This window comes from Sporosarcina sp. GTC18466 (genome assembly GCF_055389225.1).
Window position 1 is genome coordinate 1,732,584 of sequence record NZ_AP044037.1, and the last position, 25,091, is coordinate 1,757,674.

The 25,091-nt window shown below is 52.5% G+C and carries 25 protein-coding genes; 6 read left to right on the top strand and 19 right to left on the bottom strand.

Annotated elements, in window-relative coordinates; translation table 11 throughout:
- Positions 1-66: 66 nt before the first annotated feature.
- Entirely contained in the window at positions 67-1,014 is a 948-nt protein-coding gene (gene hutG, locus ACZ5FK_RS08355; protein ID WP_464804476.1) for a formimidoylglutamase, read from the top strand.
- A 27-nt stretch (positions 1,015-1,041) separates the two neighbouring features.
- On the opposite strand, the gene ACZ5FK_RS08360 is transcribed toward hutG, so the two are convergent.
- The gene (locus tag ACZ5FK_RS08360) at positions 1,042-2,004 is read right to left on the bottom strand and encodes a 2-hydroxyacid dehydrogenase (RefSeq protein ID WP_464804477.1); all 963 of its coding nucleotides are present in this window, start codon (positions 2,002-2,004) and stop codon (positions 1,042-1,044) included.
- A gap of 175 nt (positions 2,005-2,179) precedes the next feature.
- Between ACZ5FK_RS08360 and ACZ5FK_RS08365 the strand changes: the two genes are divergently transcribed.
- The gene (locus ACZ5FK_RS08365) at positions 2,180-3,532 is read left to right on the top strand and encodes a transposase (RefSeq protein ID WP_464804444.1); all 1,353 of its coding nucleotides are present in this window, start codon (positions 2,180-2,182) and stop codon (positions 3,530-3,532) included.
- Positions 3,533-3,648: 116 nt separating this feature from the next.
- On the opposite strand, the gene moaA is transcribed toward ACZ5FK_RS08365, so the two are convergent.
- Genes moaA through ACZ5FK_RS08395 form a run of 6 tightly spaced genes read right to left on the bottom strand, consistent with a single transcriptional unit; the run spans position 3,649 to position 7,666 of the window.
- Positions 3,649-4,659, bottom strand: coding sequence for a GTP 3',8-cyclase MoaA (moaA, locus tag ACZ5FK_RS08370; RefSeq protein WP_464804478.1), 1,011 nt, complete (start codon positions 4,657-4,659; stop codon positions 3,649-3,651).
- Positions 4,640-5,239: a molybdenum cofactor guanylyltransferase gene (gene mobA / locus ACZ5FK_RS08375; protein WP_464804479.1), complete on the bottom strand. Its 600-nt coding sequence runs from the start codon at positions 5,237-5,239 to the stop codon at positions 4,640-4,642. The genes moaA and mobA overlap by 20 nt, the downstream gene beginning before the upstream one ends.
- Positions 5,239-5,472, bottom strand: coding sequence for a molybdopterin converting factor subunit 1 (gene moaD, locus ACZ5FK_RS08380; RefSeq protein ID WP_464804480.1), 234 nt, complete (start codon positions 5,470-5,472; stop codon positions 5,239-5,241). The genes mobA and moaD overlap by 1 nt, the downstream gene beginning before the upstream one ends.
- A gap of 1 nt (position 5,473) precedes the next feature.
- Entirely contained in the window at positions 5,474-5,914 is a 441-nt protein-coding gene (locus ACZ5FK_RS08385; protein WP_464804481.1) for a molybdenum cofactor biosynthesis protein MoaE, read from the bottom strand.
- The gene (gene mobB, locus ACZ5FK_RS08390) at positions 5,901-6,422 is read right to left on the bottom strand and encodes a molybdopterin-guanine dinucleotide biosynthesis protein B (protein WP_464804482.1); all 522 of its coding nucleotides are present in this window, start codon (positions 6,420-6,422) and stop codon (positions 5,901-5,903) included. The genes ACZ5FK_RS08385 and mobB overlap by 14 nt, the downstream gene beginning before the upstream one ends.
- The gene (locus tag ACZ5FK_RS08395) at positions 6,410-7,666 is read right to left on the bottom strand and encodes a molybdopterin molybdotransferase MoeA (protein WP_464804483.1); all 1,257 of its coding nucleotides are present in this window, start codon (positions 7,664-7,666) and stop codon (positions 6,410-6,412) included. Before ACZ5FK_RS08395 ends, mobB begins: the two co-directional genes overlap by 13 nt.
- Positions 7,667-7,757: 91 nt before the next feature.
- Here ACZ5FK_RS08395 and moaC point away from each other — a divergent pair, with 91 nt between their 5' ends.
- Positions 7,758-8,255: a cyclic pyranopterin monophosphate synthase MoaC gene (moaC, locus tag ACZ5FK_RS08400; protein ID WP_464804484.1), complete on the top strand. Its 498-nt coding sequence runs from the start codon at positions 7,758-7,760 to the stop codon at positions 8,253-8,255.
- Here the strand turns inward: moaC and ACZ5FK_RS08405 are convergent.
- The 12 genes from ACZ5FK_RS08405 to ACZ5FK_RS08460 form a co-directional block, all read right to left on the bottom strand.
- Entirely contained in the window at positions 8,252-8,773 is a 522-nt protein-coding gene (locus ACZ5FK_RS08405) for a MogA/MoaB family molybdenum cofactor biosynthesis protein (RefSeq protein ID WP_464804485.1), read from the bottom strand. The genes moaC and ACZ5FK_RS08405 overlap by 4 nt on opposite strands.
- 11 nt (positions 8,774-8,784) lie before the next feature.
- Complete coding sequence (locus tag ACZ5FK_RS08410) at positions 8,785-9,804, bottom strand: ThiF family adenylyltransferase (RefSeq protein WP_464804486.1); 1,020 nt, start codon at positions 9,802-9,804, stop codon at positions 8,785-8,787.
- Between the two features lie 38 nt (positions 9,805-9,842).
- Entirely contained in the window at positions 9,843-11,348 is a 1,506-nt protein-coding gene (locus ACZ5FK_RS08415; protein ID WP_464807401.1) for a nitrate/nitrite transporter, read from the bottom strand.
- A gap of 36 nt (positions 11,349-11,384) precedes the next feature.
- Positions 11,385-11,915 (bottom strand): hemerythrin domain-containing protein, encoded by a 531-nt coding sequence (locus tag ACZ5FK_RS08420; RefSeq protein WP_464804487.1) that lies wholly within the window; start codon positions 11,913-11,915, stop codon positions 11,385-11,387.
- Between the two features lie 21 nt (positions 11,916-11,936).
- Positions 11,937-12,584 carry a response regulator gene (locus ACZ5FK_RS08425; protein ID WP_464804488.1) on the bottom strand — a complete coding sequence of 216 codons (648 nt, stop codon included), beginning with the start codon at positions 12,582-12,584 and terminating at the stop codon, positions 11,937-11,939.
- Complete coding sequence (locus ACZ5FK_RS08430) at positions 12,581-13,633, bottom strand: sensor histidine kinase (protein ID WP_464804489.1); 1,053 nt, start codon at positions 13,631-13,633, stop codon at positions 12,581-12,583. Before ACZ5FK_RS08430 ends, ACZ5FK_RS08425 begins: the two co-directional genes overlap by 4 nt.
- Positions 13,630-14,094: a GAF domain-containing protein gene (locus ACZ5FK_RS08435; RefSeq protein WP_464804490.1), complete on the bottom strand. Its 465-nt coding sequence runs from the start codon at positions 14,092-14,094 to the stop codon at positions 13,630-13,632. Before ACZ5FK_RS08435 ends, ACZ5FK_RS08430 begins: the two co-directional genes overlap by 4 nt.
- A 23-nt stretch (positions 14,095-14,117) precedes the next feature.
- The gene (gene narI, locus ACZ5FK_RS08440; RefSeq protein WP_464804491.1) at positions 14,118-14,822 is read right to left on the bottom strand and encodes a respiratory nitrate reductase subunit gamma; all 705 of its coding nucleotides are present in this window, start codon (positions 14,820-14,822) and stop codon (positions 14,118-14,120) included.
- Positions 14,815-15,384, bottom strand: coding sequence for a nitrate reductase molybdenum cofactor assembly chaperone (gene narJ / locus ACZ5FK_RS08445; RefSeq protein ID WP_464804492.1), 570 nt, complete (start codon positions 15,382-15,384; stop codon positions 14,815-14,817). The genes narI and narJ overlap by 8 nt, the downstream gene beginning before the upstream one ends.
- Entirely contained in the window at positions 15,377-16,987 is a 1,611-nt protein-coding gene (gene narH, locus ACZ5FK_RS08450) for a nitrate reductase subunit beta (RefSeq protein ID WP_464804493.1), read from the bottom strand. Before narH ends, narJ begins: the two co-directional genes overlap by 8 nt.
- Positions 16,977-20,633, bottom strand: a complete 3,657-nt coding sequence (locus ACZ5FK_RS08455; RefSeq protein WP_464807402.1) for a nitrate reductase subunit alpha — start codon at positions 20,631-20,633, stop codon at positions 16,977-16,979. Before ACZ5FK_RS08455 ends, narH begins: the two co-directional genes overlap by 11 nt.
- Before the next feature lie 549 nt (positions 20,634-21,182).
- Positions 21,183-21,953: a GTP pyrophosphokinase gene (locus ACZ5FK_RS08460; protein WP_464804494.1), complete on the bottom strand. Its 771-nt coding sequence runs from the start codon at positions 21,951-21,953 to the stop codon at positions 21,183-21,185.
- A gap of 154 nt (positions 21,954-22,107) precedes the next feature.
- On the opposite strand from ACZ5FK_RS08460, the gene ACZ5FK_RS08465 reads away from it, so the two are divergent.
- From ACZ5FK_RS08465 to ACZ5FK_RS08475, 3 genes are all read left to right on the top strand, one after another.
- Positions 22,108-23,106, top strand: a complete 999-nt coding sequence (locus tag ACZ5FK_RS08465) for a LytTR family transcriptional regulator DNA-binding domain-containing protein (protein WP_464804495.1) — start codon at positions 22,108-22,110, stop codon at positions 23,104-23,106.
- 306 nt (positions 23,107-23,412) lie between these two features.
- On the top strand, positions 23,413-24,261 hold the full coding sequence (locus ACZ5FK_RS08470) for an ABC transporter ATP-binding protein (RefSeq protein ID WP_464804496.1): 849 nt from the start codon (positions 23,413-23,415) through the stop codon (positions 24,259-24,261).
- Complete coding sequence (locus tag ACZ5FK_RS08475; protein ID WP_464804497.1) at positions 24,258-24,962, top strand: ABC transporter permease; 705 nt, start codon at positions 24,258-24,260, stop codon at positions 24,960-24,962. The genes ACZ5FK_RS08470 and ACZ5FK_RS08475 overlap by 4 nt, the downstream gene beginning before the upstream one ends.
- Positions 24,963-25,091 lie beyond the last annotated feature (129 nt).

A 25,091-nucleotide genomic window follows, 5' to 3' on the forward strand; every position in this document is an offset into this window, starting at 1 on the left:
GAAATTGCCCGACAACCTTTATACTAATTACAATACAGCTCCTTCATTTCAGAAAGGATGATTCCTATGAAAGCAGTCGACCGCACTATTTGGACAGGCCGGACCGACCACTCGGAAGACCGGGCCGCGTTCCGCTATCATCAAGTCGTTGAAATTGCCGATATTGAAGGGGTTACACCTGACTCCTGCACCATCGTCGGTTTTGAATGTGAAGAAGGCGTGCGGCGGAACAAGGGAAGACTCGGTGCTGCCGAGGCCCCGAATGCCCTTCGTTCTGAACTTGCGAAGCTCGCCTGGCGCTTTTCGGAAAATCGTCGCTTATATGATGCAGGAAATGTTGCTTGTGAAGGCGACCGCCTTGAAACCGCCCAGCAAGAACTGGGCGGCGCGGTCCAGCGCATTCTGGCAGCCGGAAGCACACCGATCATCCTAGGAGGAGGGCACGAAACGGCATATGGCCACTATCTCGGCATCCGCAAACAGCACGGGCCAGATGCGTCAATCGCCATCGTCAATATCGACGCACATTTCGACCTCCGTCCGTATGATGAACAGCCGTCGTCAGGCACAATGTTCCGTCAGATCCTTGAAAGTGATCCGTACGCCAGCTACTATGTGCTTGGCATCCAGCGTTACGGGAATACGCAGGAATTATTCGACCGAGCCGATCAGCTCGGCGTCCGATATGAACTGGAGGAAAACATCCATCCACTTGGCAATCTGGAAGATACCCTCCGTTCGCTTGAGCAATTCATGGAACGTCACGACACAATCATGCTGACCCTGTGCGCAGATGTCCTGAACGCCGCATTTGCCCCAGGCGTCAGCGCGCCATCGCCTTTCGGGCTCGATCCCTCGGCAGTGCGCGCCATCATCCGCCAGGTCGTGTCCCATCCGAGAACCGGCTCCTTCGATATTTCCGAAGTGAGCCCGCCGCTTGACGAGAATGGACGTACTCAGAAGCTTGGGGCGTACTTTGTAAATGAAGCAATTGCGGGTTTTATGAACAGATAAGGGAGCGAAAGCAGCTCCCTTTTTCATTCAGACTACCCGGTTCTTCGGGTCTCTGCCCGCCAGCACGTCCATGATCGCTTCTGCATTCATCCGCATCATCGCTTTTCGCGTCTCTAGCGTGGCGCTGCCGATATGGGGCAGCGCCGTCACGTTTTTCAGTGTCAAAAGCGGATGATCCGCAGCGACCGGCTCCTTCTCCCACACGTCAAGGCCCGCACCGAAGATCGTTCCCTCTTTCAATGCATCATAGAGCGCCGCTTCGTCGATGATGCCCCCTCTTGACATGCTGATGAGCGTCGCCGTCTTTTTCATGAGGCCGAGCTCCCTCTTTCCGATCATTCCCGCAGTCTCTTCAGTGAATGGCGCAAGCATCAGGACGTGGTCCGACCGCTCCAGCAATGAATCAAGATCCGCATATTCACATCTATATGTTTTTTCCGTCGCCATCTTGCGGCTCCGATTATGATACAGCACCTTCATGTCGAACCCTTTTGCCCGCCGCATGACCGCTTCGCCGATCCGGCCCATGCCGATGATGCCGAGCGTCGTACCGGATACGTCCATTCCCGTGAATCCGAGCGGCGACCAGGACTGCCAGCCCCCGCTGCGCAGCTCGCCCTCCGCCTGATTCAGCCTGCGGGCAGTGGCCAGCAGTAAGGCAAATGACAAATCAGCAGTCGCAGCTGTCAGGATATCAGGCGTATTCGTCACCACAATCCCTTTCTTACGTGCTGTTTCAATCGCGATATTATTAAAACCGACGCCAAGATTTGCAATCACTTTCAGGTTTTCACCCGCTTCGATGACGTCCTCGCCTATCGGATCGGAGACAACTGTCCAAAGAGCAGCCGCCTGCCGGACTTCCGTAAGCAGCGTTTCATGCGGCACCGGCTTATCTTCCGACTCCCACATCCTCACGTTATAGTCATGCCGCAGCGGCTCCACTGCCTCATCCGGCAATTTTCTCGTAATGAATACGCCTGGCTTCATTGAGCAGTCCCCCATTCTTTGTATCTATCGTATCATAATTCAGTCATTTGAGTGAATTTCATAATTCCGAGCCCTTATCTATCAAGGGTTTCAAGACATCAAAAAAGAAGTACCTCCCCAAGTCTTGTATAATGGTAGTCGACTAAAACATCCCAAAAGACTGGAGGTACTCCCTTTGACCATTATACGACAACAAAGCCTATTTGGCATCCAAGAATTATACGACATGGAACCTACCCAACAATATCAAGAGATTATAAGTGCGCTCGATCTGGATGCAATCTTCTTTGCGATCAATAAGAAATCCAGTCTTGGTGCGCCTGTAGAGCTGAATTATGGAGCTATGCTTGTCAGCTTTTTTATTCGGTACGTTGAACGAATTCCTACGATTGCCGACTTAGTAAAACGGCTGAAACGGGATCTATCATTTAAACTGGACTGCGGTTTCAAGGTGTCCGATTCGATTCCTTCCGAAGCATCCTACAGCCGACTTCTCACAAAGTTAAGTGAATCAAATATCTTGGAGCGCGTGCAACAAACAGTCATCGAGACAGCCATCTGCGAAGGGTTTATTGCCGATGAAACAATCGCAATTGACGCCACTCACTTTGAAGCTCGGGACCAGGCGCCTCCGAAGGAGGCAGATACCAAGAAAACGCCCAAAAAACGGGGACGAAAAAAGAAAGAAGAGCGCGAGCAATGGTTGGCAGACAAGGCCCAAGAGGAAGCGAATTTGTCTCTTTATGAAAAGAAGATTGAAGCTCAGCTTGATGCGCCTCTTCATAAGTTACGCTCAGAAATACCTCAAGCCCCTAAATGGGGCATTAAAAAGAACAGCGAAGGGAAAAATGTCTTTTGGTTTGGCTACAAAGGCCATTTAGCTGTGGGTGCGACCAGTCAATACATCCTGCAGTCCATTCTGTCCTCTGGGAATTTGAATGATGGAAAAGCGGCCATTCCGCTGTTGAAAGGGTTGGCGCAGTTCCAGCTGTCTACCATTCAACATCACTCCATGGATGCCGGTTATGACTTTGAACCGATTTATGAGCAAATCCATCGGATGGGACATCAGTCAAACATTGCTTATAATAAGCGAAACGAACGTGAAATGATCGGCTATGATGAACACTTTGCACCGACCTGTTTTAGGGAGCATTCCTATCGCTATGACAGCTATGACCCGAAATATGGAACCCTGAAATACACGCAACCACTCGAGTGTAAAGATTGTCCCCTCGCCAACCAAGGCCAATGCCAGAAAGTATATAAGGTTAAAAGTGCCACAGACCTTCGCAAGTACACGGTGCCAGCGCGCGGATCAAAAGCTTGGAAGAAAGTCTTCGCCCGCCGAACTGCGGTTGAACGTGTCAATGCCTATCTGAAAGAATTCTATCAACTTAACAATGTACGGTATCGAACTGGAAAACGAGCGAAAGTCCATTTTGACGCCATTGTCTTAATTTATAATGCCTCAAAGCTAGCAGCCGATCGTATTAACGTATCGTTACAACAACAAAAAGTCGCATGATTTCTGTTTTTTGAAATGCAAAATTCTCATCGGGAAAGTCTTTGCATTTTTAAAAAGAGCAATTATGAAATTGACTCATTTATAAGCAAATAAAAAAAGCACCCGATAGGATGCTTTTATCCGCCTATATAACTCATATTGATCTTCTTCCGGTTCTTCGCGGTCTGTTCGGTCCGCTCGTCCGAATACCGGTCCCCACGGCGTTCCCAGACAGAAACAATCCGCTCGCGCAGTTCTTCATCCGTCAATCCGCTGCGGATCAGTTCCCGGAGGTCATACCCGCTGGAAGCGAACAGGCACGTGTACAGTTTTCCTTCCGACGAAAGCCTGGCCCGCGTGCATGAGGAACAGAACGATTCCGATACGGACGTGATGAAGCCGACTTCTGCTCCAGTATCCTTGTAGCGATACCGTTTTGCAACTTCGCCGAAGTATGCCTCTTCAGACGGTTCGAGATCATATTCAGCGCTCAGCATGTCGTAGATCTCCTTTTTCGTCACTACCTTCTCGAAGCTCCACCCGTTATCATTGCCGACGTCCATGAATTCGATGAAACGAAGCGTGATGCCGCGCTCTTTGAAATAGGCGGCCATCGGGAGGATTTCCCCTTCGTTGACGCCTTTCTGGACGACCATATTCATCTTGATCTCAAAACCGATCTTTTGCGCCCGGTCAATATTGGAAAGGATGAGATCCGGCTTGATACCGCGGCCGTTCATTTCCCCGAAAAGCTCCGGGTCGAGCGCATCGAGGCTCATGTTCAGCCGGCGGAGTCCCGCGTCATACAACGGCTGTGCATATTGCCCAAGCAGCACGCCATTTGTCGTCAAACCGATGTCCTCGATGCCCTCGATGTTTGTCAGGCTGTCGATCAGCTCCGGCAAGTTGCGGCGCATGAGCGGCTCGCCTCCTGTGAGACGGAGCTTTTTCACGCCAAGGGATGCGAAAATCTTCGCAAACCGTTCGATTTCCTCGAATGACAGCAATTGATCCTTCGGCATGAATACATAATCGTCTCCGAAAATCTCTTTCGGCATGCAGTATGAACATCTGAAGTTGCAACGGTCGGTGACAGAGATCCGCAAATCCCGTATCGGCCTGCCCAGCTTATCGATGATCGGTTCCATGTGATCCTCTCCTTTCCAATACATCCGGTGTATTGACGTTCTCTAAGATGTGTTTTGCATCCGTCGCAAGCTTGCGGCCGTCCATCCAAGTGACGCCGATTCTTTCCTGGACAGCCATCACCCGTCTGTTTCCGTTTTCGAGCGACTTCCGCAATTCGATTCGGACAGATTCCCCGCCGTCCCAGATAGAGACGAGCGGATGCAGCTTCCCGTCAAGCTCGGCTGCCGTCACGCCCTTCGCATGCAATGCCGCCAACCGTTCCATCACTTCCGGCTCCATGAACGGCATATCGCACGGCAGCACGGCGTACCGGTCCGCTTCCAGTGCTTCCATTGCGGACAAGATGCCTGCAACGGGTCCCTGCCCTTGAAATGCTTCAATATCTGTAATCACGTGTTGGCCTTCCGGAAACAGGGCGGCGAGCTCCGGTCTCGTCACGATGACACATGTATCACAGACAGCGGACAGAGCATGCAGCGAAATCTCATAAAACCGCCGGCCGCCAAATTCTGCAAACGCCTTTGGGGACCCAAACCTGCTCGAAAGCCCTCCCGCAAGGACAATGCCTGCCGTTTTCATCAGCCGCCGCTCACTGGGGGGATGAAAGCACAGACATCCCCAGATTGGATCCTATCGTCTTTCAGCGCATATTCCTCATTTACAGCGACTTGCACTGTATCTGCGCCAAAACCGTCATATGTCTTATCCGCCCATTCAAGCAGTTCGGCGACCGTCATGCCCTCTCTCTGAATCGTCTCTTCCTGTTTCCCCGTCACATCACGCAATCTTGCAAAGTATTTCAGTGTAATCAATTCACTTCACCCCTTTTGATGGATATTTCTTCTGCGCACCGATCCATTCTTCCCCGTCTTCCCAGATCTCCTTCTTCCAGATCGGGACGACTTCCTTGATACGGTCGATCGCATATTCATTCGCTTCATATGCCGCTTTCCGGTGAGGCGAGGAAACGGCGATGACGACCGCAATGTCAGAAATGTGGAGCTCGCCGATCCGATGCGCCATCGCAACGCGGACGCCCGGCCACTTCTCTTCCATCTCCGCCCCGATTTCCGCCAGCTTCTTCTCTGCCATCGGAATATACGCCTCATATGCGAGATAGAGCGTCCGTACCCCATGCGTCCACTCGCGTACATTCCCTGTGAAAACTGTCACCGCACCCGCTGCAGGATGCAACACATAGTCCATATACGCTTTCACATCAATCGGTTCTTCCACGATCTCATATTGTTTCATCAGACTCTTCCCCTTCCAGCCAACTCACGAACCATTCGTCCAGTTCCGCTTCCTTTTCCCGGGAATCAATATGCCTGCACTCTGTCTTAATTTCCTTACAGCCAATGACCAGCCGCGGGTCCTCTAGTTTTCGCAGGGAAGACCAGTCTTCCGCGCTTCGCAAAAGGATCACCTTATCTCCCTGTTCCTTTTTATACCCTTCAATGAGTAAGACATCCGGATTCCCGCGTGAAGCCATTTCCTTTAACTCCCGGAATCCCGGCTCCTCTTTCCAGACGAACTGCAGCGCGCCGCCTCCAGCGACCAGTGCGGCGTCCGCCCCTCCCGCCATGAACTTGCCTGTGTCCGTACCGTCATCCGGCAGCTGGGGCTGTCCGCCGTGGCCATGGTGCTTCAGGACAGCAACCGTCTTTCCTGCGGCTTTCAGCAGCCGCACCCACCGCGCAATGAGCGTTGTCTTGCCGCTGTTCTTATAGCCGACTACGTGCAGCGTCTTCACAATTCCCATTCCGCTGCGCCCTGCTCACTGCCAAGGAGCAAGATGTCCACTTCATCACCTTCCGTGTACCCGCGCGTCCCGCTCGGCAGGACAATGATGCAGTTGCCGCGTGCGATCGAAGAGACGGCATTCGATTTATTGAATCCGGCCGGAGATGCAATTACTCTGTCTCCTCTTAAAGACCAGCTGGCACGTACAAATCGGGTGAACGGGTTCGGCTTCGTGAAATCCTCTCCTAGCGTTGCGCGCATCCGCGGCATATACGGCCTATTCCCGCCCATCATCGTAAGCAGTGCAGGACGCGCGAACAGCTCAAAACCAGTGAAGCAGGCGGAAGGATTGCCGGAAAGTCCAAACAATAGTTTATCTCCGAGGACGGCGACTGTCGTCACACTTCCCGGGCGCATCGCCACTTTATTGAATAACACCTTTGCGCCAAGGCGTTCGTAAATTGCGGGCAGATGATCATAATCTCCGACAGAAACGCCGCCCGTCGTCAGCAGGACATCATTTTCCTCAATCGCTTTTTCAACGAGGGCTGTGCAACTATCCAGATCGTCTTCCAGCTGTCCGTAAGAATGATAGGGGATGCCCATCCGCTTTAGCTGCGCTTTGATCATCGGGCCGTTCGAGTTCCGTATCTTGCCTGGCACCAGCTCCTCGCTGACATCAAGTAATTCAGTGCCCGTAGACAGTACACCCGCTCTAGGCAGCTTCGCGACGGAGACGTCCGCATAGCCGAATGTCGCAAGCAGCGCAATCGTCCCCGGGTGAATCAGACTGCCCGCTTCAATCAGCTCTTCGCCTTTTTTCGCGTCTTCTCCTCGGAATGAGATATTTTCGCCCGGTTCAAACGGTTTGCGCAGTGTGAACGATTCATCCCCTTCCACCGTCTGTTCAAGCATGACGACCGCATCAGCGCCTTTTGGAATCTGCGCTCCCGTCATGATCCGATATGCTTCCTTTTCACCGATCGGCTCGCCTGCGACATGGCCTGCCCCGATTTCGCCAATAACGCGAAACGGAATGCGGATGTCTCCAGAAGCGCCGGCGGAATCACTCGCACGGATGGCAAACCCATCATAAGGCGATCGGTCAAAAGGCGGTACATCATTTGTTGCAATGATCGGTTCAGCCAGCACCCTGCCATACGCTTCTTCCAGCCGTACTTTCTCTGTACCCAGGCGCTCTGCATGCTGCATGACTTGCCGCACCGCTTCTCCTACAAGAATCGGTTTTCTCATCTCCACCATGTGAACCTGCCCCTCTCTTTGATATACTGACAGAAACGTTCTTTTTTACTGTATTCATCATAACATGACTACCCAGGAAGGATTGATTCTCATGACTGAACTTACCCATTTTAACGAACAGGGACGTGCCAAAATGGTCGACGTATCCGACAAATCCGTGACCACCCGAACAGCGGTCGCCGCTTCTTCCATCACGGTAAATGAAACCATCCATTCACAGATCACAGAAGGGACGAACAAGAAAGGCGATGTGTTCGCTGTTGCACAAGTCGCCGCCATCATGGCCGCGAAAAACACATCCTCCATCATACCGATGTGCCATCCGATTGCGCTCACCGGGGTCAATGTTCATTTCGAATGGGACATCGATGAGGAAATGGACCATTATGTTGTTCAAATCGAAGCAGAAGTAAAGACGAAAGGCGTCACGGGTGTCGAAATGGAGGCGCTCACCGCCGCATCTGCAGCCGCCCTCACCATTTACGACATGTGCAAGGCGGCCGGCAAGGACATGGTCATCGGACCGACGATGCTTCTCGAAAAAACAGGGGGCAAGAACGGCGATTACAAGCGGGGCAGCGAGGATTAATCCTGCTGCGCCCTATGCTTGGTCAGCTCGAAGACAATATGGGGAAGCTCCGGGATGATGAGCTTCTCCATTGCCAGCTTCACCGCTTTCGACGAACCCGGCAGCGCGAACATCGCTTTCTCTCCAGCCGCTCCTGCAGCGGCCCGGCTTAGCATGGCTTTCGACCCGACATCCTCTGTATAACTGAGAAAGCGGAACAGCTCGCCGAATCCGTCAATTGGTTTCGTGAAATAGGGCGTGACCGTTTCAATGGTGATATCCCGCGTGCTAATCCCAGTTCCGCCTGTCAAGATAATCGCGTCGGCTCCAGGTTCCTGCAGCCAATTCTCCAGCACACCCTCGATCGCTTCATGGTCATCCTTGCAGATATCCCGCTTGTGAACAGTAAACCCTGCCGATTCTGCGAGATCCTGAATGACAGATCCGCTTTTATCATCCTCCAGAGTTCTCGTGTCGCTTACTGTCAGAATGCTGACCCCAAGCCGTTTCCCCTTCGCAAGTTTCACTACTTCAGACATACCGCTCCCCCTTAACCAAACAGTTGATGGTACAGCTTCCTTCCTTTGTTCATATCTTTAAGCCCATGAATCAGCAGGCGCCCGTTCTGGAATAGAACGCAGCGATAGCCCTCCGCCTGGAATTCGACAAAGAACGGCGTCGTACGCCATTCGCTGCCAAGCCGCCGGGCGATGCGCTCGCCGTCTTTAATCGTCAGGGAGCGGCCGCCGTCCGGGATGATTTGAACCGTTTCCCTGCCGCACAGGACCGCATAATTCGTCCCTTCCGCTTGAAAGAGCGACGGGTAGGTCGGCTCATGCCCGCAAGTTTCGCACGTATCCCGCCTAATCCGGGAAATCCCGGCTTCCACTTGCGTATTATTCCAAATATCAAAGTGCAGCAGTTTTGTCATCATGGCGTCCCGGTTGCCCGTCAGCCATTTGAGCGCTTCGGCCGATTGCCGGGCCGCCGTCACTTGGACTGCAGGCGCAATGATGCCCGCAGTGTCGCATGTTTCATTCACGGCAGGCAGGACAGGCAAGAGACAGCGGAAACAAGCGCTTCTTCCCGGGATGAACGGAAAGACGGTCCCTGAGCTGCCGACGCAGGCACCGTGAATCCAGGGAATGCCGCGCTTATATGCTACGTCATTGATCAGCAGGCGCGTCTCGAAATTATCCGTCGCATCCATGATGAGATCTGCGTCTTCTGCAAGCTCTTCCAGCAAAGGCCCGTCGACATGGTCGAGCACTGTGCGGATCTCGACATCGCTTCGTATTTCCTTCAACCTGCGCTCTGCCGCTGCCACTTTCGGCATGGCGTCTGCTGCATCCTGCTCGGTGAACAGTTGCTGGCGCTGGAGATTCGATGCTTCCACGTAATCCCTGTCCGCGATTGTCAGCTTGCCAATCCCGGCACGTACAAGCGTTTCCGCAATCGGTGAACCAAGCGCCCCGCAGCCGATGATGACCGCATGCGATTCCTTCAGTTTCTGCTGCCCCTCTTCGCCGATCGGCTGAAAGAGCGTCTGGCGTGAATACCGGTTATCCATTCCTGCACCTCTTTATGTAATGAAGCGAGGGCTTCCGGTCAAGACCGGACGCCCTCAGGAGAAGTGATATCGACAAATGTGCCGACGTAGCGGACGACTTCGCCTGTTTCATCGCGCACCGCATTGATCGTCAGCATTTCCAGATATTCTTCTCCGTCCTTCTTTTTATTCCACATTTCGCCTTGCCACGAACCCCTCTCGCCGATCACATTCCACATCGTCGTATAGAAGTCTTTGGATTGGCGGCCAGAACTGAGGACGTTCGGATTGCTTCCGACGATCTCCTCTTCAGTATAACCGGTCAGGCGTGTAAATGCAGGGTTCACCGACAAGATGGTCCCCTTTGGATCTGTTACGAGAATGCCCTGGCCTGTCGAATCGAACACTTCCCTCGAGAGTGCCACGCGGTCCATATAATACAGCCAGACAACGAGGACCAGGCTGACGAGCGCCACTTGCGAGAATGCCATGAACCCGATCGAATACGAGCCGGTCATCGAATGGATTGTCGACAAGAGGAGGGGCGGGAAGAATCCGCCGAGTCCGCCCATCATCGAAACGATTCCGTTCACAATGCCCGCCTGTTTATTGAAATAGAACGGCACGAGCTTGAAGATGACCCCGTTGCCGATTCCCGCCATTGATGCGATCAGCATGCTGCCGACCGTGTATAGCGCAATGTCCGGGGAAAACGCGAGTATGATTCCGGCGACCGTAAGTCCTGCAAAGCAGCCGATCAGCAGGAACAGCGGCTGGAAGCGATCCGCAAGCCATCCGCCGACGGGACGCAAAATTGTTGCCACAACGATGAAGCCCGCCGTCCGGATGCCTGCATCGACCTTCTCAAGCTCGAAATAGGTGACTAGGAAGTTCGGCAAAAAGACCGTAAACGCGACGAACGAACCGAACGTGATAAAGTAGAACAGGGAGAAGAACCATAGCTTCTCATTTTTGTATACACCTTTGATCTGCTCGAACATCGGCGTTTTCACCTTGACCTCTTTACGGTCGCCGAGGAAGAAGTTCAGCGCGGCGAACGCGAGGAGCAAGATCAGATACAGCTTGACTGTCGAAGACCAGCCGATCTGGGTTGCAATGACAGGCGCTGCAAACGTCGAGACCGCGGTTCCGACGTTCCCCATACCATAGATCCCGTTGACAAGGCCATGCTTCTCTTTCGGGAAGTATTTCGGCAGCGACGTAACACCGACCGAGAATACCGCTCCCCCGATTCCAAGGAACGTGCCCCCGATGATGAGACCGGTAAAAGAAGCCGTCTCACTGATGAAATAGACCGGGAAGAGAAGCAGGATGAAGCTGATCATGAATATGATACGGGCTCCGAAGATGTTCGCATAGTAGCCGAGCGGGAGCCGGAGAATCGAGCCGAGCACGACAGGCACTGCGGTTACGATTGCGAGCCGCTCAGGCGGGATATTGATGTCTTCGCGGATGAACGGCAGCAGGGAGGACAGCAGGACCCACACCATGAATCCGACGACCAGGTTAGCCGTTTGCAGTGGTAACTGCGCTTTTTTGATCATTGTCATCAGTCCGTTTCTGAGAGTAATAGAATACTGTTACACAATCGGCGTATACAGATCTTCGAACAGCTGGTCCTGTTCCGCTGCGCGGAGGATGTTCAGGACCATCGGGAAGATGATTGACTCCTCTTTGACGAAGTGGATGGTGATCACTTCAAACGCTTCGCCGGCGTCTTTGACGACTGCTTTCATATATGCAAGCGACATATCTGCCAGATTGCCCATCGTGTGGTGGAAGAAGTGGCCGATGTAGGCGTCGATCTCTTCATGTTCCTCTTCTACTGCTAGGACCGGGCCCTGTTCGTCGCCTACGTATTTTGCCAGCAGCGGAAACAGATGCTCTTCTTCCTTCTCTGTATGGTTCTTCAGCGGTTCGATGAAGTCCATGAGCATCTTGCGGAGCGTGCCGAGCGCTTCCCGCGCCTCGACCTCTGTATAGATATCCCGCTCGAAGCCGAGGACGATCGCATGCCAGCCGTCCATCAGATAGGACAGGTACTGGTGTTCATTTTCCAGCACCCGCAGTGCCGGCAGGTCGAATTTGAACCGTTTCACAGGGGTTTCCATGACTGTCACCTTCCTTCCTTATCAAAAATTCAGGAATTTCTTGCGTAATGCATATTCGACAAGTTCCGGCCTGCTTTTCAGCCCGAGCTTCTCCATCATTTTCGCTTTATGCGCTTCTACCGTTTTCACGGAAATGAACAGCTTTTCGGCAATTTCCTTATTGCCATATCCTTTGGCTACGAGCGGCAAGATTTCGATTTCCCGTCTTGACAGGATCTTATATGGATCCTTTTCCATCTCCTCGAAATCTTTTGTCACGAATTGACGGACGAGGGATGTCGCCATGGACGGGTGGATGTATGTACCGCCGTCGTACGCGGTCCGGATGGCCGTGAGCAGTTCCTCATCTGGCGAGTTTTTAAGCACATACCCGGACGCACCGTTCTTCAAAACATGAAAGAGGTATTCCTCGTCATCGTACATCGACAAGATGACAATTTTCGTTTCGGGAAAGTCCTCTTTGATCTTCCCTGTCGCAATCAGGCCGCTCTCGCCCGGCGGCATGCTGAGGTCCATGAGCAGGACATCGGGATGATGCTTTGCCACCATCTCATACGCCTCGAGGCCATCTGCAGCCGTCGCGACAACTTCCATATCATGCTGGAAATTCAAAATATGCATAAATCCGCTGCGGACGACAGCATGATCGTCCGCGATCACAATCTTCATCTTCCATCCTCCCTTTCAACCGGAACCGCCAGTTCGACGACAGTACCTTTTCCAGGTTCCGACCGGATCGCAAGCTTGCCTTCGACTAAATCCGCCCGCTCGCGCATGCCATAATGGCCGAGCCCGGTGCCAATTGGTGTCCCGTCCTCTACGTCAAAGCCGACTCCATCATCTGCTACCCGCAAATGCAGGGATCCATCTGCTTCATGCAGCCGGACAATGATCTCGTCGACGCCCGCATATTTCACAGCATTGAATACGGCCTCCTGACAGACCCGGTAGACGACCGTTTCAATTTCGCTGTCGTATCGCTTCGATTCCAGTTCCGGATGAAAGTGGACCGCAATTCCGTAGTTTTTTTCAATGGATTTGAAATGCGTACGGAACGCGGCTTCGAGTCCCAGGTCGTCAAGCGTCGCCGGCCGCAGCTCGACGGAGAGATGGCGGATGTCATCCAGGAGCCGCATGAGCGACCCTTCCGTCTGGCGCAGCTTCTTCATCGCTTCCTCATCAAGGTTCATGTATTTCAGAACACGCAGATCGACAAGCGAACTGAGCATCTCCTGGGCGACGCTGTCATGAAGCTCACGGGAGATCCGTTTCCGCTCATCCTCCTGCGCCTTGATGACCCGTTTGAGCATGAGTTTCTGATGCAGCTCCTCCTGCGTCCGCTGCTGCTCCGTCAAATCACGCAGCATGAAGACACGGATGCCTCTCTCTTCATCGATCGTCTCGATGCTCGCGGAATATGGGATCATCCCTCTTCCCTCTGTTTCGAAGTATACTTGGAATGAACTCACTTCCATCGCAGGGTCGGACATATAGCAGGCGACGCACGTCCTCTGCTCCTCCTCGCTCGTGAACCCGCGGCAGATCCTGCAGATGGCGCCCTCCCTGCCCGCAAGCAGCTGCTCGTAGACGTCTGCCGCCATGATCGATTTCGCGGCCTCGTTCATGTAAAGTGTTTTTCCTTCTTGATTGAAGAAGAAGATGGCTTCGCTTGAGTTGTCATACAGCTTTTCAAGGAAACCGAGCAGGTTCTCATTCACTCCTTCACCATCTCCTTACTATAGAACGGGCCGAATTCCGTTCCGACGTGATCCCTGAATTCCCGGAAATGCTCCTCCGTCAGCCCGTCTTTCTTGCGTGAACCGATCAAAAGGACACCTCCGACCCGGTTATACTTATAGAGTGGAATGGCACCGAAGCTTACAAGCTTTTCAGCCACCGTGATCGGATACTGGTAAAGGTTCTCTTTGCCGAGTTCCATTTCGGCGTCCGCGACGAACAGCGCTTTCCCTGTTTTAAAGACAAGGCCCGCGACCCCTTTGCCTGACTGCAATTTGATGCGGCGGTGCCGGTCAGTCAAATTGCCCGCCACATGGGTCCATTTCAATTCGAACCGGCGCTCCGCCGGCTGCACAGTCGCCAGCGCCACATAGTCGGCGCCGCATAAGGAACGCAGCCGTTCAATTTCACGCTGGAAGTTGAACGTGATCCGGTCTTCCATACACATTTCTCCTATTCTACTAGTTACCGGACCCTTTCCCGTTTATGCGTGCGGCCCGGCGATCTTCTATACAGAATATAACTCCTGCCTGCGTAATTCAACGGAACGCTCCACACATGGACAAGCCGCGTGAACGGCCACATCGCAAAAATGAGGAACCCGGCCAGGATATGCAGCTTGAACGTGATCGGTGCCGCACCCATATACCCCGCTTCCGGATGGAATGTCAGAAGCGAACGGAACCAGATCGAGATGGAATCCCGGTAGTCGAAGCCAGGCACCACGTTGTTCGTGATCAAAGATGCATAAACACCGATGAAGACGATGAACAGAAGAAGCCCGTTTACGATCATATCGGAAGCGGAAGAAAGCCGGCGCACATCCTTGTTAGTGATCCGGCGGCTTGTCAGGATGAACATGCCGGCCAGCGTCACGACACCGAAGAAACCGCCGCCGTAGACAGCCCCCATATGATACATATGGTCACTTACGCCAAGCGCACGCGTCCATTCTTTCGGAATGCCAAGACCCGCAACATGGCCGAGGATGACCGGTATGATGCCGAGGTGGAACAGAAGACTGCCGACCATGAGCTGTTTTTTCTCAATGAATTCACTGGATTTTGCCGTCCAGCCGAATTTGTCGTACCGATAGCGGAAAATATGGCCGACGATGAACACCGCGATGCAAATATACGGAAAGATGACCCATAGGAATTGGTTAATCATTGGCTGAGACCTCCTGCTTGATACAAGCCTTGAATGCCTCCCTCATCCCTTTGACAAGATGGAAGTAAGGGCTGTTGTGCTTCTCGAGCGCTTTCATCAAATGGTAGGAACCGTCTTCAAGCACAGCGAGCAGCATGGAAAAGCTCTGCTCCGCCCGCGGGTCGCCGCGCCACTCCGCGATGCTGATGAACTCGCACATGAGCGGCAGGAAGTCCGACAGCTCGGTATCCTCCATGTTCAGGCCGAACATTTCATAGAGGACCTTGAGGCGGGCAAGCATCTGCCCGCGCTCCCTGGAGTCCTCGTATTTTACGTATGTCATATACAGCGTGCTGTCTTTCTGGAAGTCGAATGTGGCGGAATACATCTCCTGGATCTCATCGAGGCTGTATTCATGCATCAGCTCCCAGTATTTCTTCACATGCGGATATGAAGGGTCGGACGGCGCCACCATGTCAGATAGCACATCCGGATGGAACGTCAGCTTCTCCGGATAGGAAAGCTGGTGTGCGAAAAAACCGAAGACGGATTTCTCGTCATATAGCCGATTCAAATCAATCACGCCAGATCCCCCCATAGAAGTTCTCTTCGTAGATTTCCTTGCCTGACTTCACCGGCGCGCCCGGACTTGCTGGTCCGCAGCCGTCACAGCCGCCATCTGCTCCCATCATGAAATTGTAGCCGCCTGTATCCGCAGGGCTGCCGCCGTATGTTCCCATCTGGTCGCCATACCCAGCAGATCCTTGCGAACGGTAGACGTTCATCTGGCCTTCCTTGTGGCTTGTCGGGATCACGAAGCGGTCTTCGTATTTTCCGATTGCGAGCAGGCGGTACATCTGCTTCGTCTGCTGCGCCGTGAGGCCGACACGCTCAAGTTTCGATTCGTCGAAATCCTTGCCGGATGACAATGCTCTCATATAGGAACGCATCATTGCCATACGCTGCAATCCTTCCTTCACCGTCTGCGCATCTCCCGCAGTAAGCATGTTCGCGAGATACTGGATCGGTATTCTCATTTCTTCAATCGCCGGGAAGATCATGTCAGGGTTCTTGATTGAATCCTTTCCTTCGAAGTAGTTCATGATCGGGCTGAGCGGCGGCACATACCAGACCATCGGCAGCGTCCGGTATTCCGGATGGAGCGGGAATGCCAACTTGTATTCGATGGCCAGCTTATAGACAGGCGAGTTCTTCGCTGCTTCAATCCAATCCTCAGAAATTCCATCCCTGCGCGCCTGTTCGATGATCTCCGGGTCATGCGGATCAAGGAACAGATCGCATTGCGCTTTATAGAGATCCTGCGGGTCAGGCGTCGATGCCGCTTCAAGTACACGGTCCGCGTCATAGAGCAATACGCCGAGATAACGGATGCGGCCTGTGCATGTCTCCGAGCAGACAGTCGGCATGCCGGCTTCGATTCGAGGGAAACAGAATGTGCACTTCTCCGCTTTGTTCGTCTTCCAGTTGAAGTACACTTTCTTGTACGGGCATCCTGTCATGCAGTAGCGCCAGCCGCGGCAGGCTTCCTGGTCGACGAGGACGATGCCGTCTTCGTCGCGCTTGTAGATCGCGCCGGCTGGGCACGATGCGACGCAGCTCGGGTTGAGGCAGTGTTCGCAAAGGCGCGGCAAGTACATCATGAACGCTTGCTCAAAGTTGAATTTGATATCCTCTTCGATCTTCTTGATGTTCGGATCTTCAGGACCTGTGATATGACCGCCTGCAAGCTGGTCTTCCCAGTTCGGGCCCCATTCAAGATCCATGTATTCACCGGAGACTACGGATTTCGCACGCGCTACAGGCGTATGCTCCTGATCCGGCGCAGTTGTCAACTTCTCATAATCATACGTCCAGGGCTCATAGTAATCTTTCAGTTCCGGCATATCCGGGTTATAGAAGATTTTGCCGAGCGCAATCTTGGAAAGCTTGGATCCTGATTTCAGCTGCAGCTTGCCGTCCGCAAGCTGCCAGCCCCCTTTGTAGATCTCCTGGTCTTCCCACCGCTTCGGATAGCCGATCCCCGGTTTCGTTTCCACGTTATTGAACCACATATACTCGGCGCCTTCCCGGTTCGTCCATGCCGTTTTGCACGTGACACTGCACGTATGGCAGCCGATACATTTATCCAGATTCATCACCATTGCGATCTGTGCTTTAATTTTCAAGCCAGTCGACCTCCTTCATCTTCCGTACCGCGACATATTCGTCCCGCTGGTTTCCGATCGGGCCATAGTAGTTGAAGCCATAGCTGAGCTGCGCATATCCGCCGACCATCTGCGTCGGTTTCATATGGATCCGGGTCGGTGCGTTATGGCTGCCGCCCCTGAGTTCCGTGATCTCGGAACCAGGCACTTGGATATGCTTATCCTGCGCGTGATACATGAACATCGTGCCCTTCGGCATCCGGTGGCTGACGACCGCGCGCGCCGTCACGACGCCGTTCCGGTTGTAGACTTCGAGCCATGCATTGTCGTCGATGCCGTGATCCGCTGCGTCAAGATCCGACAGCCAGACAGTCGGGCCGCCGCGGAAGAGCGTGAGCATATGCTGGTTATCCTGGTATGTCGAGTGGATGTTCCACTTGCCATGCGGCGTCAAATACCGGAGGACAAGCGCATCCTCGCTGCCTTCGACTTTCCGGTCGCGCGGGCCGAGCACCATCGGCGGCAATGTCGGTTTGTAGACCGGCAGCGATTCCCCGAAATCGAGGAACAGTTCATGATCCAAGTAGAAATGCTGGCGGCCGGTCAATGTCCTGAACGGCACAAGGCGTTCGATGTTCGTCGTGAACGGCGAATATCTCCGTCCCTGTTTGTTCGAGCCGCTGAACACCGGAGTCGGAATGACTTCCCGCGGCTGCGCTGTGATGCCGGCGAATGTAAACCGTTCCGCAGCACGCTCTGCTGAAATGTCCTTCAGCTCGACACCCGTGTCCTTCTCGGCAGAAATGAATGCCTTCTGCGAGACACGGCCGTTCGTAGCCGAGGAAAGGGTCAGCATCGCTTCCGCCACCTGCTTTGCCGTCTCCAGCTTCGGCAGGCCGTCCTTGATCGACCCGTCCGAATAGACGCCGTTGATGCCTTTCATGAGCTCGTATTCTTCTGCTACGGAGAACGAGACGCCATGTGCGCCGACTTTTCCGGTTGTAAGAAGCGGTCCAAGCGTAATGTATTTATCGTGCACCTTTGTGTAATCCCGTTCAACGACCGTCATGCCCGGCATCGTCTTGCCCGGAATCGCTTCGACTTCGCCCTTCTTCCAGTCCTTCACCTCGCCGAACGGCTGGGCGATCTCCTGGACGGAGTCATGCGCGAGCGGAGTGGCGACGATGTCCTTGTAAATGTCAGGAAGATAAGTCTTTGCCATCTCGGAGAACGTCTCCGCAAGCGTCCGGAAGCTGTCCCAGTCCGACTTCGATTCCCAGAGCGGATTGACCGCAGGATTGAATGGGTGGACGAACGGGTGCATGTCGGTTGAAGACAAGTCGACTTTCTCGTACCACGTGGCAGCCGGCAGCACGATGTCCGCATACAGCGGCGTCGCCGTCATCCGGAAATCGAGAGCGACGAGCAGATCGAGCTTGCCTTGGACTTCATCCCGCCAGACGATCTCTTCCGGTTTCATGTCTTCGTTCGGCTGTGCGAGCAAGCCCGAGGAAGCCCCGAAGAGATGCTTCATGAAATACTCCTGGCCTTTCGCAGAACTCGAAACGAGATTCGAACGCCAGACGAAGAGCGAGCGAGGGAAGTTTTCCGGTGCATCCGGATCCTCCACGGCGAAATTCATTTTGCCTGTCTTCAGCTGATCCACTGTATACTCGACGATTTCCTGCGTCGTCGTCTTGCCGGCTTTTGCCGCCTCCTCTGTCACCTGCAAGCTGTTGCGGTTGAATTGCGGGTAGGACGGAAGCCAGCCGAGACGGGCCGCGAGGACATTGTAGTCTGCCGGATGCTCATATCGCGGTGTACTGCCGAGCGGCGAATGCAGCGAGCTGATATTGCCTTCCTCGTATTTCCACTGATCTGTCGCAAAGTAGAAGAACGATGTTCCATTCTGAAGCCGTGGCGGCGCCTGCCAGTCGCGGGCGAACGCAATGGTGCTCCAGCCCTCGATTGGACGGCATTTCTCCTGTCCTACGTAATGCGCCCATCCGCCGCCGTTCTTCCCTTGGGAAGCCGTGAGCGTCACGAGGTTTAAAATCGCCCGATAGATGGTATCGCTATTAAACCAGTGATTGATGCCGGCGCCCATGATGATCATGGAACGGCCTTCCGTATCGACAGAGTTCTGTGCGAATTCACGTGCAATCTGGAGGACGAGCTCCTGTTTGACCCCTGTGACTTTCTCCTGCCATGCAGGTGTGTACAAAGAATCCGAATCGTCATATCCGTTCGCATGATGTGTACTGCCGGGGCGCTTGACGCCGTACTGGCTCATCATGACATCATAGACGGTTGCGACGAGGCGCTCTGTGCCGTCAGCGAACGCCACTTTCTTCGCTGGGATGGAACGCGTGAAGATCCCGTTTTGATTGTTATCGAAATAAGGGAAATGGATATCCTGCCACTCGCCTCCGTGTTCCAGCACAGTAAGCGACGGTTCCACTTTCGTGCCGTCCTCGTTTTCAAGGATCAGATTCCAGTTGACATCCTTCTCCCAGCGCTGCCCCATCGTGCCGTTCGGAACCATAATCTCCTCTTTCGTCTTGTCGAAGATGACTGGCTTCCAGTCCGCATGCTCGCTCTCCTGCCCGAGATCGCTCGCCCGCACGAAACGGCCTGCCTTGTACGCGCCTTCGTGTTCGTCAAGCGTGATGAGGAACGGCATATCGGTATATTGCTTGGCGTAGTCGATGAACATCGGTTCCTGCTTCTTCTCATAAAATTCGTCAAGAATGACATGCGTCATCGCCTGTGCGAGTGCAGCGTCGCTTCCCGGATGCGGGGCGATCCAGTTGTCCGCATGGAACGTGTTTTCCGCCATATCCGGCGCGATTGCGACCGTCTTCGTCCCCTTGTAGCGCACTTCCGTCATGAAGTGGGCGTCCGGCGTCCTGGTAAGCGGCACGTTCGATCCCCACATGATGAGATAGCCGGCATTGAACCAGTCACTCGACTCCGGCACATCCGTCTGCTCCCCCCAAATTTGCGGCGAAGCCGGCGGAAGATCCGCATACCAGTCATAGAAACTGAGCATCTCGCCGCCGAGCAGCGAAATGAAACGGGCGCCGGACGCATAGCTGACCATCGACATCGCAGGAATCGGCGTAAAGCCCGCAATCCGGTCCGGTCCGTATTTACGGATCGTATAGATCAATTGCGCCGAAATAAGCATCGAAGCGTCGCGCCAATGAATGCGCACATGACCGCCTTTTCCGCGGGCTTTCTTGTATTCTTCCATCTTCGCCGGATCTTCCACGATACTTGTCCAGGCCTTCAGCGGATCTTTGAATTCCGATAGAGCCTGACTCCACATACGCCACAATTTCCCCCGTATGTATGGATATTTCACGCGAAGCGGACTGTACTCATACCACGAAAACGAAGCCCCCCGCGGACAGCCGCGCGGTTCGAATTCCGGCATATCAGGGCCGCAGGATGGATAGTCGATCTGCTGGTTTTCCCACGTGATGATCCCGTTCTTCACAAACACTTTCCAGCTGCACGACCCTGTACAGTTCACGCCGTGTGTCGTCCTGACAACCTTGTCATGGGACCACCGCTGCCGGTACATATTCTCCCAATCCCTGCTTTTCTCCTCAAGAACCGACCAGTTGCCCGAATACCGCTCGACCGGCTTGAAGTACTTCATACCGAATTTCTGCGCCACGATTCCCACTCCTTCTCTTGTAATGATAAAAAAACAATAGAAACTGCCTTTGTTCCCTATACCCTTAATGTTATCGAGTAATCACACAATTAACCATAAGGGGAATCCCTATTACGTTAAGTTCATGCCCCTATGCTGTGGCATACCCTTATTTTCATAGATTTATATATAGGGAATTCCCTATTTCGGTTGTTTGGCGTGCTGGAATGAGTGGAGATTGCGATGGTTTGGTGCACTTTCGCTAAGTTTGTTTCGGCTTTCTAGATATTCGGGCAGCAGTTTAAGAGGTGCGGGTGCGGACATTGCTTACTTTCGTGACATGATTGCTTCTTACGGGGCGAAGATTGCGTTTTTCAGAGCCGTGTTGCTTACTTTTGATAGGACATGCTTACTTTGCGGACTGCATTGCTCACTTGCAGCGTCAGATTGCTTACTTTACGCTGCCCCCATCACCACTTACTGATCGGCTGGACTCAGTCGCTGATTTCACCAATCAAAAAAACACGCACAATTGTTCTGTGCGTGTTTCTGTCATTTATTTCTGACCGGCTGGCCTTTCACTTCATCTTCAGCATCCAAGAATCCATGCAGCATTGATTCGAGCATGGCGCTTGGGATGTTCAAGGTATCGCTTGGAAACAACTCTTCACTGTTTCTCCGTTTGATCATCGCCACTTCTTTATTGATGCTTTCCATTTTACGGTCAAGCGCCGTCGCGGCATCGGAGGCTTCTTTCAAATCTTTTTTGATGCGCTCGGGGATTTCCTTTTCGTATTTGTAGAAAATCCGGTGCTCCAGGCTGGCCCAGAAATCCATGGCAATTGTCCGGATCTGGAGTTCAACATAGACATCCTCCACCCGGTCGGACATGAAGACCGGAATTTTTACGATTAAATGAAGGCTCCGATAGCCATTCGGCTTTGGATTCGTGATGTAATCTTTCACTTCCACTACGTCCACGTCCTGCTGGTTGCCGATCATCCTGCTAATCTCAAACACATCCGATACAAACGGGCATGTGATACGGATGCCTGCAATATCTTTTATATTCTCCTTGATGGCGGCAAGGGAAAACCCGATACCTTTGCGGTGCACTTTCTTCAGGATGCTCTCAGGCGACTTCAGCCGTGATCCGCAATGTTCAATTGGATTGTAGTCATGTATATGAAGAAATTCCTCTTTCAAAATATTGATTTTCGTGTTCATCTCATCCAGCGCGAATTTATAGACCATGGAAAACCGCTTCAGTTCATTGCCGACATTGCGGAATCCAGCCATGTATTGTTTTGTGAGTTCGTCCATCTCTGCCTTCTCCTTGCATATTCGTTTTGATAGTTCCAGTATGACATAGGTATGACGTTTTTGGGCGCCAGTTGTTTCTTTGGAATCAACCACGATAGCAAATAGACTGGTATAATGCCAGTAGACAAACTATTACGGAAATGGGGACTGCTACTTGGCACTGGAATTTATTCAAGCTGAAAAACGCCTTCATGATTCATTAATATTCCCGCCATTCGACTTGTCCGTTCAAAGAGGCCAAGTCGTCGCCGTACATTCAAGCGTAAATGTGCGTGAGCAGCTCATCCTGCTGCTGCTCGGCAGAACATCTCTATCACATGGCGAAGTGAAATTGAACGGAACGGGCCGGCCCGGCTTTTATTTTTTGCATCATGGCCTGTATGAACGGCTGTCCATCAAAGAAATGATCCGTTTCACCAAGCGGCTCCATAGCTCCGAGATTACACCGGACGGCGTACTAGAGCTTGTGCAGCTCGCCGCCAAGCAGAATGTAAAGATTAAAGAGCTGTCTTATTCAGAGAAGAAGCGAGTGCAGCTCGCCTGCTTGCTCATACAGAACCCCTCCATATATATTCTTGAGGAACCCGACCAGAATATGGATCTTGAATCAAAACGGATCTATCTAGCGATTTTGCAGCATCTTCGAAGGGAAGGCAAAAGCATACTCCTGTTGACAGGAAACATGGAAAGTGCTGTCACTGCGGCAGATCTCGTTTGCAAGCTGGATGATAACGGCTTGCAACTCATCCAGATGGAAACGGACGAGCCGATGCAGAATACGGGCCAAGATGACACGGAACAGGTGCAGCCCGTACGCTTCGAAAAGATTCCAACAAAAGTGAACGAAAAGATTGTGTTATTCAATCCACCCGAAATTGATTATATTGAAAGCAGTGAAGGGCAGACTAATTTACATATAAAGGGAGAGCATTTTCCTTGTGTCTTTACGCTTTCTGAACTGGAGGAAAGACTATTGCCCTTCGGATTTTTCCGCTGCCACCGTTCTTACATTGTGAACCTGCAAAAAGTGCGCGAAGTGATTACGTGGACACGCAATAGTTATAGTCTCGTTCTAGAGGATGCCGCGAAGTCTACTATCCCCCTCTCCAAATCTAAAATGACGGAGTTGAAAGAGATGCTAGGATTGAAATAAACACGAAAAATGTAGAATGACCGATTATTTCCCCGGAAATATTTCGGCTTTTTTCGCTTGTCCAAGCGGGAAATGCTTCGATTGCGTGTGCGATCGCCTTACTTTTCTTAACTCAGCTTCCCGCCCGTGGCTTCCGGTCTTCAAAATGATGTCTTCCACTCATTTTCATGTTCCATTCAACCGGCCATAGCTCCACTTAAGGCTGCTGATACTCTTTTCAACCGGATTATAATGCCCCTTTCCCGATTCCCTAGTAATCTGAAGATGCAAATACAAAACAGCGACTTCAATAACAGGAGGATGAAAATGGAAAACATTATCGAAGTGAAAGGTCTTGCCAAACTGTTCGGAAATGAAATAGCACTGGAGCATGTCGATTTCACAGTCAGGAAAGGCGAGATATTCGGTTTCCTCGGCCCTAGCGGATCAGGTAAGACTACGACAATTAAAATATTGACCGGCCAGCTGGTGCCGACGAGCGGAGATGCCTTAGTGTTCGGGGAGTCCGTCACCAAATTGAAGCAGCCTGCATACCGCAAGCGGTTCGGCGTTCTGACAGACAACAGCGGCCTATACGGCAGGTTGTCGATTTATGACAATCTGAAGCTGTATTGCGACCTCTATGATGTCCCCTATGACAAGATTGACGAAGTGTTAAAAACTGTAAATTTAAAGGAAAACCAGAAAAAGCGGGTGTCCGCCTTATCAAAAGGGATGACGCAGCGGGTGACGCTAGCGCGCGCATTGCTGCATGAGCCCGAGCTGCTGTTCCTGGATGAACCGACATCAGCCCTGGACCCCGTGAATACGCTTCATATATATGAAGGGCTCCGGGCGCTCAACAAAAAAGGGACGACAATCTTCCTGACAACCCATGACATGCAGGAGGCTGAAACACTTTGTGACCGTGTCGCTTTTCTGGATAAAGGCAGCATCCAGCTGCTCGATCGCCCGGACAGACTGAAGAAGCAGTACTCGGACTCTACTATCACTGTGGAATTGGCGAGCGAGGAAAAGGTCATTATTCCAGCGGGAACAGCAGGAGCCGCACAGCTTTATGAATTGATGAACAGTGATCAGGTATCGACCATCCATTCAAACGAGCCGACACTCGGCGATATTTTCATTCAAGTGACAGGGAGGAAACTGGCATGACATTTTCTTGGAAACGCGTGAATGCAATCTTTATGAAAGACTACAAGGACTTCTCTCGGAATCTGGCGGTATCCATCATCATTTTCATGCCGCCTGCTTTAGCAGCCCTGTACGGCCGGATGGGCGGTTCCATCGATTCGCACATCATGCTGATCAATATGGCGCTGGCCATGGTCGCCGCATTCGTCCAAAGCTGCTTGATCGCAGAGGAAAAAGAGAAGAACACGCTGCGCGGGCTGATGCTGTCCCCTGCCAGTACAACAGAAATCCTCGTCGGAAAGAGCTCGCTGACGTTTGTGCTGACACTTTTCACAGTTCTGCTCAGCATGTTTTTCGCAGGCTACAACCCGGCGAATATTGCAATCATCGCCATCGCCATCCTGTTGTCCACACTCTTTTATATTGGACTCGGAACGATGCTCGGTCTGTATGCGAAATCCGTCATGGAAGCGTCGCTTTATGTGACACCAGTAATTCTTCTTTTCTCATTTGGTACATTCATTCCGTTAATCGCTGATAAATATCCGATTTTGAAGGCGCTGCAATACTTGCCGAACATCCAGCTTCTAGAGATTGGCACGAAAGTGGAAACGGGCGCAGGGTTCGGAGATATCCTCCTCCCGCTTGCCGTAATTGCAGCCTGGGGCATTGCCATGGTAACAGTTGCGGTCATGGTGTACCGAAAACGGACGATGGACTAAAAGGAATGGGGGAAACTTCAATGAAACAATTCGGACGCATGTTTTTAGGATTTCTAGCGGGCATTGCTATTGTGTTCATGTTTAAGATGTTTTTCAGCTGAGAAATTGCCAGCGATCTCTGAATGGCCG

Coding starts and splice junctions, on each gene's coding strand:
- ACZ5FK_RS08405 (WP_464804485.1), bottom strand. CDS start 8,773: ATGTCTGAAGTAGTGAAACTTGCGAAGGGGAAACGGCTTGGGGTCAGC.
- ACZ5FK_RS08455 (WP_464807402.1), bottom strand. CDS start 20,633: ATGAAGTACTTCAAGCCGGTCGAGCGGTATTCGGGCAACTGGTCGGTT.
- mobA (WP_464804479.1), bottom strand. CDS start 5,239: ATGAAAACGGCAGGCATTGTCCTTGCGGGAGGGCTTTCGAGCAGGTTT.
- mobB (WP_464804482.1), bottom strand. CDS start 6,422: ATGGGAATTGTGAAGACGCTGCACGTAGTCGGCTATAAGAACAGCGGC.
- ACZ5FK_RS08470 (WP_464804496.1), top strand. CDS start 23,413: ATGGAAAACATTATCGAAGTGAAAGGTCTTGCCAAACTGTTCGGAAAT.
- ACZ5FK_RS08425 (WP_464804488.1), bottom strand. CDS start 12,584: ATGAAGATTGTGATCGCGGACGATCATGCTGTCGTCCGCAGCGGATTT.
- ACZ5FK_RS08395 (WP_464804483.1), bottom strand. CDS start 7,666: ATGGTGGAGATGAGAAAACCGATTCTTGTAGGAGAAGCGGTGCGGCAA.
- hutG (WP_464804476.1), top strand. CDS start 67: ATGAAAGCAGTCGACCGCACTATTTGGACAGGCCGGACCGACCACTCG.
- ACZ5FK_RS08475 (WP_464804497.1), top strand. CDS start 24,258: ATGACATTTTCTTGGAAACGCGTGAATGCAATCTTTATGAAAGACTAC.
- ACZ5FK_RS08415 (WP_464807401.1), bottom strand. CDS start 11,348: ATGATCAAAAAAGCGCAGTTACCACTGCAAACGGCTAACCTGGTCGTC.
- moaC (WP_464804484.1), top strand. CDS start 7,758: ATGACTGAACTTACCCATTTTAACGAACAGGGACGTGCCAAAATGGTC.
- ACZ5FK_RS08435 (WP_464804490.1), bottom strand. CDS start 14,094: ATGGAAGACCGGATCACGTTCAACTTCCAGCGTGAAATTGAACGGCTG.
- moaA (WP_464804478.1), bottom strand. CDS start 4,659: ATGGAACCGATCATCGATAAGCTGGGCAGGCCGATACGGGATTTGCGG.
- ACZ5FK_RS08460 (WP_464804494.1), bottom strand. CDS start 21,953: ATGGACGAACTCACAAAACAATACATGGCTGGATTCCGCAATGTCGGC.
- narI (WP_464804491.1), bottom strand. CDS start 14,822: ATGATTAACCAATTCCTATGGGTCATCTTTCCGTATATTTGCATCGCG.
- ACZ5FK_RS08385 (WP_464804481.1), bottom strand. CDS start 5,914: ATGAAACAATATGAGATCGTGGAAGAACCGATTGATGTGAAAGCGTAT.
- ACZ5FK_RS08420 (WP_464804487.1), bottom strand. CDS start 11,915: ATGGAAACCCCTGTGAAACGGTTCAAATTCGACCTGCCGGCACTGCGG.
- ACZ5FK_RS08410 (WP_464804486.1), bottom strand. CDS start 9,804: ATGGATAACCGGTATTCACGCCAGACGCTCTTTCAGCCGATCGGCGAA.
- ACZ5FK_RS08360 (WP_464804477.1), bottom strand. CDS start 2,004: ATGAAGCCAGGCGTATTCATTACGAGAAAATTGCCGGATGAGGCAGTG.